The sequence below is a fragment of the Luteibacter sp. PvP120 genome (assembly GCF_054055715.1).
On sequence record NZ_JBSRXP010000008.1, the window covers coordinates 124,032 to 135,770 of the forward strand.

Sequence of the window (11,739 nt, forward strand, 5' to 3'; positions counted from 1 at the left end):
GAGGTGAATGACTTCAGGACGATAACGGACAGCATAAGGCCAGCCGTATCGATCAGGACGAATGCATTGCGTCGGCGCCGGAGATACCCCGGCGCATGCGCATCAGGCGTGGTTGGCGAAACCGCGGCGCTTGACGGCGCCGTCCAGTTCCATGAGCGTCTCGAGCAGTTCTTCCATCTGGTCGAGCGGCCACGCGTTGGGACCGTCGCTCAGCGCCTTGGACGGATCCGGGTGGGTTTCCGCGAACAGGCCGGCCACGCCGACGGCGACGGCTGCACGCGCCAGCACGGGCACGAACTCGCGCTGGCCGCCCGACGTGGTGCCCTGCCCGCCCGGCAACTGCACCGAATGCGTGGCGTCGAACACCACCGGGCAGTTCGTCTCGCGCATGACCGCGAGCGAGCGCATGTCCGACACGAGGTTGTTGTAGCCGAAGCTGGCGCCGCGCTCGCACACCAGGATGTCGTGATTGCCCACGTCGAACGCCTTCTGCACGACGTTCTTCATGTCCCAGGGGGCGAGGAACTGGCCCTTCTTGATGTTGACCGGCTTGCCGGCCTTCGCGACGTTCTGGATGAAGTCGGTCTGGCGGCAGAGGAAGGCCGGGGTCTGCAGCACGTCGACCACGGCGGCCACCTCGTTCATCGGGGTGTATTCGTGCACATCGGTGATGACCGGCACGCCGATCTGGCGCTTCACGGCCTCCAGCACCTTGAGGCCTTCCTCGACACCGGGGCCACGGAAGCTGCCGCCGGACGAGCGGTTGGCCTTGTCGAAGCTGGACTTGAAGATGAAGTTGATGCCGAGGCGACCGGTGATCTCCTTCAGCTTGCCGGCAACATCCAGCTGGAGTTGCATCGACTCGATGACGCACGGGCCGGCGATCAGGAACAGCGGCTGGTCGAGGCCAGCATCGAAACCACAAAGCTTCATGCAGCGGACTCCTCGGAACGGGTGGCGAGCCGTTCGCCTTCGCGCACGGCCTTGTATTCACGGGCGGCGCGGACGAAGCCGATGAACAGCGGATGGCCCTCGCGCGGGGTGGAGGTGAATTCCGGATGCGCCTGGCAACCCAGGAACCACGGATGCACATGGCGCGGCAGTTCGACGATCTCGACCAGCAGGTCGTCCATCGACTTGCCCGAGATCACCAGGCCCAGGTCTTCGAAGGACTGGCGGTAGCGGTTGTTGAACTCGTAACGGTGGCGATGGCGCTCGCGCACCACGTCCTCGCCGTACAGCTCGCGGGCCAGCGTGCCGGCCTTGAGGCGGCATTCCTGCGCGCCCAGGCGCATGGTGCCGCCGAGGTCGGAGCGCTCGCTGCGGGTTTCCGTCTCGCCGGTGGCGGTGGTCCACTCGGTGATGAGGGCGATCACCGGATCGGGCGTGTTGCGGTCGTTCTCGCTGGAATCGGCCTGTGTAAGCCCCGCCGTGTTGCGGGCGAATTCAACCACGGCGGCATGCATGCCGTAGCAGATGCCGAAGTACGGCACGCCGGTCTCGCGGGCGAACTGCGCGGCGAGGATCTTGCCCTCGAAACCGCGCTTGCCGAAGCCGCCGGGCACCAGGATGGCATCCGCATCGCCCAGGACCGTGCGCGCGCCGCGGGCCTCGACATCCTCGGAATCCACCCAGTTGAGGTTGACCCGCGTGGTCTGGTTGATGCCGCCGTGGCGCAGGGCCTCCGCGAGCGACTTGTAGGCGTCCTTGTGCTCGACGTACTTGCCGACGATGGCGATGTTGACCTCGTCGCGCGGGTGTTCGACGGCTTCCACCGTGCGCACCCAGCTGGAGAGGTCGGCCGGGCCGGCATCGAGGCCGAGGCGCTTGATGACCAGCTCGTCCAGGCCCTGCTCATGCAGCCACATGGGCAGCTTATAGATGACGTCGACGTCGATGGTGCTGATGACGGCGTTCTTGGGCACGTTGGTGAACAGCGCGATCTTGTGGCGCTCCGCGTCCGGCAGCGGTTCCTCACAGCGGCACAGCAGCACGTCGGCCTGGATGCCGATGGAGCGCAGTTCCTTCACCGAATGCTGGGTGGGCTTGGTCTTGATCTCGCCGGCGGCCTTGATATACGGCACCAGGGTGAGGTGCACGAACATGCACTTTTCCGCGCCGTGCTCGATGCGCAGCTGGCGGATGGCCTCGAGGAAGGGCAGCGATTCGATGTCGCCCACGGTGCCGCCCACCTCGACCAGCGCCACGTCGTAGCCGCGGGTCGCCTCGTGGATGGAGTGCTTGATCTCGTCGGTGATGTGCGGGATGACCTGCACGGTGGCGCCGAGGTAGTCACCGCGGCGCTCCTTGCGGATCACCGATTCGTAGATCTTGCCGGCGGTGATGGAGTTCTTGCCGGTGAGACGGGTACGGACGAAGCGCTCGTAGTGGCCCAGGTCCAGGTCGGTCTCGGCACCGTCGTCGGTGACGTAGACCTCGCCATGCTGGAAGGGACTCATGGTGCCCGGGTCCACGTTGATGTACGGGTCGAGCTTCATCATGGTGACGGAGAGACCCCGCGCCTCGAGAATGGACGCGAGCGACGCCGCTGCGATGCCCTTCCCGAGGGAAGACACCACACCGCCGGTGACGAAAATCAGGGGAGTCATGCGAGCAGCCAGTGCTGGAAACCGGTATTTTACCCAAGTGTGCCCCCACTCGCGAGGGGCACGATGAACGTGCCGTGCGGCCGCCTTGGCTTTACCATGGCGAAATGACCGATACGCCCATCCCCGCCCGTCTCCAGGCCCTGCGCGCCGCCATGGCCCACGCAGGCATCGCCGCCGTCGTCGTGCCCACGGCCGACCCGCACCTCTCCGAGTACCTGCCCCCGCGCTGGCAGGCCCGGGAGTGGTTTTCGGGCTTTACCGGGTCGTCCGGCACCCTGGTGGTCACCGCCAGCGGCGGCGGCGTGTGGACCGATTCCCGGTACTTCTCTCAGGCAGAGGCCGAACTGGCCGGCAGCGGCCTGCCCCTGATGAAACTGAACGTGGCGCACACGCCGGAACATGTCGGCTGGCTGGTCGAGCAGGTCGGCGCAGGCGATACCGTGGCCGTGGCGGGTGACAGCCTGTCGCTGGCGGGTGCCGAAGGGCTGGCCAAGCGGCTGGCGGCGGTGGGCGCGACGCTGCGCACCGACCTCGACCTGCCTGCCGTTGCCTGGCCGGAGCGCCCGGGTCGTCCGGACGCGCCGGTTTTCGCCCACCGGCCCCCGTTCGCCGCCGTCGACCGCGCCGACAAGTTCCGCCATGTGCGCACGGCCATGCGTCGCGCAGGCGCCACGCATCACGTTGTCTCGAGCCTGGACGACATCGCCTGGCTGACCAACCTCCGCGGTGGGGACGTCGACTACAACCCGGTGTTCCTGGCCCACCTGCTGATCGCGGAGGAGCGGGCCACGCTGTTCATCGACGCGGCCAAGGTGCCCGCGGACATCAAGGCGGCGCTGGCTGCCGACGGCATCGCGCTTGCCGACTACTCGACCGCTGCCTCCGCGCTGGCCGCCCTCCCCGAGCATGCCGTGCTGCTCGTCGATCCGGCCAGGGTCGTCGTCGCACTGCTGGAGGGCCTGCCCTCGTCCGTCAGGCAGGTACGTGCCGCGGCGCCGTCCACGGCGCAAAAGGCGCGAAAGACGCCGGAGGAGCTCGACCATATCCGCGACGTCATGCGTCGTGACGGGGCCGCGCTGGCCCGCGCCTTCCGCCGTATCGAAACCGGCCTGCTGGCCGGCGAGCCGCTCACGGAACTGGACGTCGACACGATCGTGCGCGAGGCGCGCGCGGCACAAGCCGGGTTCGTCGGCGAAAGCTTTTCCACCATCGCCGGTTACCAGGCGAACGGTGCCCTGCCCCACTACCGCGCCACCGAAGCACAGTTCAGTCCGCTGGCGACAAAAGGCCTGCTGCTGATCGATTCCGGCGGCCAGTACCTGGGCGGCACCACGGATATCACCCGCGTGCTGGCCCTGGGCCCGGTCACCGACGAGCAGCGCCGGGACTCGACCCTCGTGCTCAAGGGCATGATCGGCCTGTCTCGCGCCCGCTTCCCCAAGGGCGCCAGCGGTCCGCAGCTGGACGCGCTGGCCCGGGCGCCGTTGTGGGCGGCCGGCATGGACTTCGGCCACGGCACCGGTCACGGCGTGGGCTATTTCCTCAACGTGCACGAGGGGCCGCACGGCATCCGCCCGCCCGTGGCCGGCGGCGCCCTTGTGCCCCTGGAGACCGGGATGATCACCTCGATCGAGCCCGGCCTCTACAAGCCCGGCCGTCACGGCATCCGCCACGAGAACCTGGCCGTGGTGACCCAGGCCGATAGCACGGAGTTCGGTGATTTCTTCGCCTTTGAAACGTTGACGCTCTGCCCGTTCGATCGTCGCGGCCTGGAACCGCGCCTGCTGGAGCCGTCCGAGCGTGCCTGGCTGGACGATTACCACGCCACCGTGCGGGCGGCGCTGTCACCGTTGCTGGAGGGTGAGGACCGGGCGTGGCTGGAGTGGCATTGCGCGCCGGTTTGAGGCGCCGCACGTCACATCCCGGTGTAGGAGCGCACGATGTGCGCGATGGGGGTGCGGTGAGGTTACGGCTTCAACGCTCCGTTGGCTTTTCGCGCACATCGTGCGCTCCTACCTTGACCGTGTAGCGGGGCTATTCCATGCTGGGTGGCTACGAAGGGTGATACCTGATGAATACTCGTTATAACGCCTCAGACATCGAAGTCCTCAGCGGGCTTGACCCGGTCAAGCGCCGCCCGGGCATGTACACCGACACCTCCCGGCCGAACCACCTGGCGCAGGAGGTCATCGACAACTCGGTGGACGAGGCCCTGGCGGGCCATGCCAAGACCATCGAGGTCACCGTCTTCAACGACGGCTCGGTGGAAGTCACCGACGACGGCCGCGGCATGCCGGTGGATATCCACCCGGAAGAGAAGGTGCCGGGCATCGAGCTGATCCTCACGCGACTGCATGCGGGCGGCAAGTTCTCCAACAAGAACTACGCCTTCTCCGGCGGCCTGCACGGCGTGGGCGTTTCCGTGGTCAACGCGCTGTCCAATCGCGTGGATGTCACCATCCGCCGCGAGGGCCAGGAATACCGGATGAGCTTCGCCGACGGCGACCGGGCCAGCGACCTGGAAGTCATCGGCACCGTGCCGAAGAAGAAGACCGGCACCACGCTGCGCTTCTGGCCGGACGCGAAGTACTTCGATACGCCGAAGATCCTGGTCTCCAAGCTCAAGCACCTGCTGCGCGCCAAGGCCGTGCTCTGCGCCGGCCTCACCGTGCGCCTGCACGACGAGGCCTCCGGCGAAACGACCGAGTGGTACTTCGAGGACGGCCTGCCCGACTACCTGCGCGGCGAGTTGCAGGGCGCCGAGGCGCTGCCCCCGCAGCTGTTCGTCAAGCATTTCTCGCGCGAGACCGATGCGCTGGACGTCGCCCTGGCCTGGCTGCCGGAAGGCGACCTGGTGCAGGAAAGCTACGTCAACCTGATTCCCACCGCGCAGGGGGGCACCCACGTCAACGGCCTGCGCTCGGGGCTGACCAACGCCATCCGCGAGTTCTGCGACCTGCGCAACCTGCTGCCGCGCGGCGTGAAGCTGGCGCCGGAAGACGTCTGGGAGCGCCTGGCCTTCGTGCTCAGCGTGAAGCTGCAGGACGCCCAGTTCGCCGGCCAGACCAAGGAACGCCTGTCCTCGCGCGCCGCCGCCGGCATTGTCGAAGGGGTGGTGCACGATGCCTTCAGCCTGTGGCTGAACCAGCACGTGGACCTGGGCGAGAAGATCGCCCAGCTCGCCATCGAGCGTGCCAGCGCGCGCCTCAAGGCGGCCAAGCAGGTGGTCCGCAAGAAGATCACCTCCGGCCCCGCCCTGCCCGGCAAGCTGGCCGACTGCGCCTCCACCGACCTCACCCGCACCGAGATCTTCCTGGTCGAGGGCGATTCCGCCGGCGGTTCGGCCAAGCAGGCGCGTGACAAGGATTTCCAGGCGATCCTGCCGCTGCGCGGCAAGATCCTCAACACCTGGGAAGTCGAGTCCACCGCCGTGCTCGCCTCGCAGGAAGTCCACGACCTTGCCGTGGCCATCGGTTGCGACCCCGGCAAGGACGACCTCTCCGGCCTGCGTTACGGCAAGGTAGTGATCCTGGCCGACGCGGACTCCGACGGCCTGCACATCGCCACCCTGCTTTCGGCGCTGTTCCTGCGTCACTTCCCCAGCCTGGTCATCGAAGGCCACGTGTTCGTCGCCATGCCGCCCCTGTTCCGCGTCGATGTGGGCAAGCAGGTGTTCTATTGCCTGGACGAGGAAGAGAAGCGCCTGATGCTGGAAAAGGTCGAGCGGGAGAAGATGAAGGGTGCCGTCAGCGTCACGCGCTTCAAGGGACTGGGCGAGATGAACCCGGCGCAGCTGCGAGAATCGACCGTGCATCCGGACACCCGCCGCCTCGTCCAGCTGACCATCGATACCGACGACGGCACCGCCAAGCTGATGGACATGCTGCTGGCCAAGAAGCGCGCGGGCGACCGCAAGCAGTGGCTGGAAGAAAAGGGCGACCTGGCGACGCTGGAAGTCTGATCGCCCCGCATGCCTTACTTGGGCCCCTGATCTGACTCGATGTAGCGGAAGGTGGCCCTGACGGTCGAGTTCACGGTCGGGGTCCAGCGAATGATGGGCACCCACCGGCCGGTGTGCACGACGAAATCCGCCTGGTCTTTCCTTGCGATCTCAGCACGCTGCGCGGCGATGGTCGCTGGATTGCACACGCCCTTCCCGCTCGCGTCCGTATCGGCTGCGAACCTGACGTGCCTGCGCGTGTCCGTCGCAAAGCAGTTGTCCCGATAGAAAAACGCCTCGACCGGCATTCTGGCGCCGACGTCCTGAGGCCACTCCTTGAGGACCACTTCGTTGCGGGCGAACAGGTAGCCCATGCCATTGAGCCGGTCGCGGATGATCTTTACCTGATTCCACGACTGGTTCTGGTCATCCCGCGTCCGGTCGACGTTGAACGCACACTGGTTTTCGTCATCGTTGTAGCCCTTAGCCAACCACTGCTCCGCCGTCGTTATCCCGAGTGTCTGGCACGTGGCCCGGTGCGTGGTGCAGCGCCTCGGGGCGCCCGTCCAGGCGTCACGCGGATAGATACAGGCGACGTCCAGATGGTAGTCGCCCCACTGATCGGCGACGTTTTGCGGGTAGACGATAAAGCCGTTGCCTGACGGGTAGTTCTCCGGAAAGTCCGAGTCGCGCCGAAGCCAGGAGAACGATATGCCCCAGCTCGCCGTGGCCGGGTTGGGCAACCACGAACGGTAGGCGGTGGAAAACGCCGTTGCCCGCATCAGGATGCCCGAGCACAGGAACTGCGCTTCAGCGTAGGGGCGGCAATCACCCACACCGGTCTCGCCGTAACGCTGCTGAATGTGTTGCAGGACGACGGGGCCGGCTTCCCGAACCGTTGCGGACGGCGCGACCGCGCCATAACTCGATAACGCCTGGTTCGATGCCCGCTCCGGCACAGGGGTGGCTGGGTGCGTGGCACAGCCGGCAAGGCATGTACCCAGTAAAAAAAGGATCGCTCGACGAGTAGTCAGCCATTCCATAGCGTATGTCTCCCTGTAGAGGGGGACTATCTCGTTTACCTCGGCGTCGAACAATCAGCCAGTGGACGTAGGTGCGACCTGTCGTTTTCCGGCAACGAAAAAGGCCTGGCAATGCCAGGCCTTTTCATTCGCACCTTGCCGCGTGACGCCGCGGCGGCCCTGCGCCTAGCGACGACTACGAATCGCCTCGATCAGAGCGCGCGTTGCAGCGTCGAACTGGGACAGGTCGCCGGCATCCTTGTCGTTGCTCAGCGAGGGGTAGATCTGCTTGGCGATGACCTTGCCCAGCTCGACGCCCCACTGGTCGAATGCGTTGATCCCCCACAGGTGACCCAGCAGAAACACCTTGTGCTCGTACAGCGCGATCAGCGCACCGAGCGAATGCGGCGTGAGCGAGTCGAGCATGAACACGGTGCTGGGGCGATCGCCCTTGAAGGTGCGCTGCGCCGCCAGGGCGCGACGCTCGTCTTCGGTGCCGGTCTTCGCTTCGGCCAGGGCTTCTTCGAACGTCTTGCCCAGGGACAACGCAGCGGCCTGCGCCAGCAGGTTGGCGGTCAGCACATCCTGGTTCTCGCGCAGCGGATGCGCCGGCTTGACCAGGCCGATGAATTCCAGGGGCACCACATCGGTACCCTGGTGCAACGCCTGAAAATAGGCGTGCTGCGCATTCGTACCGATGCTGCCCCAGACCACCGGGACCGTCTTGCCCGCCACTTCGCTGCCGTCGGACGGGTGCACGTGCTTGCCCAGGCTTTCCATCTCCAGCTGCTGCAGGTAGGACGGAAGGTCGGCAAGCGAATCCACGTAGGGGATCACGGCGCGACTGGTGGTACCGAGGATGTTGCGATTCCAGACCTCGGCGATGGCCAGCAGGACCGGAAGGTTGTCCTTCCATGCCGCCGTGCGGAAATGGTCGTCCGCTTCCGCGGCACCGGACAGGAGATCACGGAAACCGTTCATGCCGATGGCGAACGCGATCGACGCGCCCACCGCCGACCACAACGAGTAGCGACCGCCCACGTAGTCCCACATCGGCAGCACCTGCGAGGCGCCCCACTTGTGCACGGCCTCGTCGTTGGAGCTCACGGCGATGAAATGCTTCGACGTCTTCGCTTCGTCGCCACCGTTGGCCTTGAGTATCCAGTTGCGGAACACGCCGCCGTTCAGCAGGGTTTCCTGCGTATTGAAGCTCTTGGAGACCAGGATCACCAGCGTGTGGGCGGGATCGAGCTTCTTCATCAGGTCGTAGGCGGCCTGCCCGTCGACGTTGGTGAGGAAGTGGCTGCGGATGCCTTCGACATGGAACTGTTCGAGGGCGTGCACGGCCAGGCGCGGCCCGAGATCCGAACCACCGATGCCGATGTTGACCACATCGGTGACGCCGCCGATCAGGCCGACCGACTCGCCGTCACCCTTGTGTACGGCGTTGACCAGCTTCTCCATCTTGTCCAGCGCATCGGCGACCTCCTTGCGGACATCGGCCGGTGCCGCGGGGTGACGCGAGGTACCGCCACGCAGGGCCGTATGCAGCACCGCGCGGTCTTCGGACGTGTTGATGTGCTTGCCTTCGAACATCGCGTCGCGCGCGGCTTTCCAGCCGGTGCTTTCGATGTACTCGCCGACGGCGTCGAGCGCCGCCACGTCGAGCTTCTGGCGGGAGGCGTCGAGGAGAATGGGGCCCATGCGCCGACGCAGGCGCTCACCACGGGCATCGTCCTGGACGAGTTCGCGTAGCGTGGTCTTGGCGAGGCGGGAGGCGTGCTCCTCGAACGAGGGCAGGCGGGGGTGCTTTGAGTCCATGGCTTCCACTTGGCTGCAACGGAAAGGGGGAACCCCGATCTTACCGCAGTGCAGCGTGGGCGGATTGTGTGGATGTGTTACAGGCGCCGCCGCAGGATCGTGCGACGACGCCCAGGCTTCACGCTGCCTGCTTGGGGATCGAATGGTTGGTGTGCGTGATGCGGTTGTGCGCATCGACGTAGACCAGGTCGGGCTTGTACTTGGCCATTTCAGCCTCGGACAGGCTGGCGAACGCGGCGACGATCACCAGGTCGCCCACGGAGACGCGACGCGCGGCGCTACCGTTGACCGAGAGGATGCCCGAGCCCTCGTCCGCGCGCAGCGCGTAGGTGACGAAGCGCTCGCCGTTGCTGATGTTCCAGGCATGGATCTGCTCGTACTCGCGGATACCCGCGGCGTCGAGCAGGTTGCCGTCGATGGCGATCGAACCTTCGTAGTTCAGCTCGGCGTGAGTCACCGTGGCGCGGTGGATCTTGCACTTGAGCATGTTGAGCTGCATGGCGGTCTCTGGGGGATGGGTGGCTGCAAAAACGCCCATTCTAACGGAGGGTGGCCCGTCCGTCGCGTAGGCTTCCTCTGTCGGAGCGCTTTATGGGGGACCACGCGCGGAAACGCAAGTCCCCGTTTGTGAAGGGAATCAGTCGAAGACGAGATTGTCGATCAGGCGTGTGCCGCCCAGGCGGGCGGCCACCAGGGCGATCAGGCCTTCGCGCTGCTCCGGCGCCGGCTCGGCGAGGTCGTCGGCGCGGCGGATGGCGACGTAATCGGGCACGAAACCGGCCCGCTCGAGCCGCGCCCTGGCGGCCTGCTCCAGCGCCTGCCAGCTATGGCCCTGGGCGAACAGGTCCTTCATCTGCACCAGGGTGGCGTGGATCTGCGGCGCCCGTGCCCGCTCCTGCGACGACAGGTACTGGTTGCGCGAGCTCAGGGCCAGGCCATCGTCGTCGCGCAGCGTGGGTGCGGACATGACCTTCACCGACAACGAAAGGTCGGCGACCATCCGCTCGATCACCTTCAGCTGCTGGAAATCCTTCTGGCCGAACACGGCCAGGTCCGGCTGCACCAGGCTGAAGAGCTTGGCCACCACGGTCGCCACGCCGTCGAAATGGCCCGGGCGGTGCGCACCTTCCAGCGTGTCGGTGACGACCGGCACATGGATGCTCACGCTGGCGGCGGCACCGAACGGATAGAGCGTCGACACCTCCGGGGCGAACAGCACGTCGCAGCCCGCCTCGGCCAGGCCGGCCTGGTCCTGGGCGAGCGTGCGCGGATAGCGCTCGAAATCCTCGCCCGGCCCGAACTGGGTCGGATTGACGAACACGCTGGCGACGACGCGGTCGGCACGGGCGCGCGCCAGCTTCAGCAGCGAGTGATGGCCCGCGTGGAGATTGCCCATGGTGGGCACGAAGCCGACGTTCTGGCCGGCGGAGCGCCAGCCGCGTACGGTGGCGCGGAGCGCGGCGGCATCGGTAACGGTCTGCATCGGGTGTCCTCAGGTAAAACTGTGTTCGGCGCCGGGAAAGCGCCGTTCGCGCACGTCGGCGACGTAGGCGGCGATGGCACCCTGGATGGAATCGCGTCCGGCGAGGAAATCCTTGGAAAATTTGGGACGCTTGCCCGGGGTGAGGCCCAGCAGGTCGTACACCACCAGCACCTGGCCATCGCAGTCCACCCCCGCGCCGATGCCGATAACCGGAATAGTCAGCGCCTCGGTGATCCGCTTCGCCAGCACCGAGGGTACGCATTCGAGCACCAGCAGGTCGGCACCGGCCGCCTCCACCGCCTGCGCGTCGGCCAGAAGCTTGTCGGCGGCTTCCCGGGTCTTGCCCTGCACCTTGTAGCCACCGAAGCGGTTGACCGACTGGGGGGTGAGGCCGAGGTGGCTGCACACGGGTATGTCGCGCTCCGCCAGCGCCGAGATGATGGCACAGACGCGTCCGGCCCCTTCGATCTTGACCATGGCCGCACCGCCCTGCCCGACCAGGCGCGCGGCGGCCTCCATCGCGGTGTCGATGTCGCGATCGCTCATGAAGGGAAGGTCGGCGACCAGCAGCGTCGCCGCCAGGCCGCGGGCGGCGGCGGCCGTGTGGTAGACCATCTCGTCGACGGTGACCGGCAGCGTGCTGGCGCGCCCCTGCACCACCATGCCGAGCGAATCGCCCACGAGGGCCACATCGACCCCGGCGCTTTCCAGCTGCGCGGCGAAGCTGGCATCGTAGGCGGTGAGCATCACGATCTTCCGACCTTCGGCTTTCATCGCCCTCAGGCCCGGCACGGTCACCGGCTTGCGTGCCGGCGCACTCGTTTTTTCGACGTACACGCTGTTCTCGTCTTGCCGCGGGAAAGG

Annotated in this window: 9 protein-coding genes; 2 read left to right on the forward strand and 7 right to left on the reverse strand. The window is 66.6% G+C overall.

All coding sequences use genetic code 11. From position 1 onward, the window contains the following. Positions 1 to 102: 102 nt before the first annotated feature. Positions 103 to 933, reverse strand: a complete 831-nt coding sequence (kdsA, locus tag ACVKN3_RS16090; RefSeq protein ID WP_285401160.1) for a 3-deoxy-8-phosphooctulonate synthase — start codon at positions 931 to 933, stop codon at positions 103 to 105. Then, the gene (locus ACVKN3_RS16095) at positions 930 to 2,609 is read right to left on the reverse strand and encodes a CTP synthase (protein WP_285401162.1); all 1,680 of its coding nucleotides are present in this window, start codon (positions 2,607 to 2,609) and stop codon (positions 930 to 932) included. The genes kdsA and ACVKN3_RS16095 overlap by 4 nt, the downstream gene beginning before the upstream one ends. A 104-nt stretch (positions 2,610 to 2,713) precedes the next feature. Between ACVKN3_RS16095 and ACVKN3_RS16100 the strand changes: the two genes are divergently transcribed. After that, positions 2,714 to 4,513, forward strand: coding sequence for an aminopeptidase P family protein (locus tag ACVKN3_RS16100; protein ID WP_354516486.1), 1,800 nt, complete (start codon positions 2,714 to 2,716; stop codon positions 4,511 to 4,513). 167 nt (positions 4,514 to 4,680) lie between these two features. Then, positions 4,681 to 6,570, forward strand: a complete 1,890-nt coding sequence (gene parE, locus ACVKN3_RS16105) for a DNA topoisomerase IV subunit B (RefSeq protein ID WP_354516488.1) — start codon at positions 4,681 to 4,683, stop codon at positions 6,568 to 6,570. Positions 6,571 to 6,584: 14 nt separating this feature from the next. Here parE and ACVKN3_RS16110 read toward each other — a convergent pair whose 3' ends face one another. From ACVKN3_RS16110 to panB, 5 genes are all read right to left on the reverse strand, one after another. Beyond that, a complete protein-coding gene (locus ACVKN3_RS16110) occupies positions 6,585 to 7,592 on the reverse strand; it encodes a hypothetical protein (protein ID WP_285401169.1) in 1,008 nt (335 codons plus the stop codon). 165 nt (positions 7,593 to 7,757) lie between these two features. Beyond that, positions 7,758 to 9,392, reverse strand: a complete 1,635-nt coding sequence (gene pgi / locus ACVKN3_RS16115) for a glucose-6-phosphate isomerase (RefSeq protein WP_285401171.1) — start codon at positions 9,390 to 9,392, stop codon at positions 7,758 to 7,760. A gap of 118 nt (positions 9,393 to 9,510) precedes the next feature. Then, positions 9,511 to 9,891 (reverse strand): aspartate 1-decarboxylase, encoded by a 381-nt coding sequence (panD, locus tag ACVKN3_RS16120; RefSeq protein WP_036142722.1) that lies wholly within the window; start codon positions 9,889 to 9,891, stop codon positions 9,511 to 9,513. A 138-nt stretch (positions 9,892 to 10,029) separates the two neighbouring features. After that, the gene (gene panC, locus ACVKN3_RS16125) at positions 10,030 to 10,875 is read right to left on the reverse strand and encodes a pantoate--beta-alanine ligase (RefSeq protein WP_354516491.1); all 846 of its coding nucleotides are present in this window, start codon (positions 10,873 to 10,875) and stop codon (positions 10,030 to 10,032) included. Positions 10,876 to 10,884: 9 nt separating this feature from the next. After that, complete coding sequence (gene panB / locus ACVKN3_RS16130; protein ID WP_285401176.1) at positions 10,885 to 11,712, reverse strand: 3-methyl-2-oxobutanoate hydroxymethyltransferase; 828 nt, start codon at positions 11,710 to 11,712, stop codon at positions 10,885 to 10,887. Positions 11,713 to 11,739: the final 27 nt, after the last annotated feature.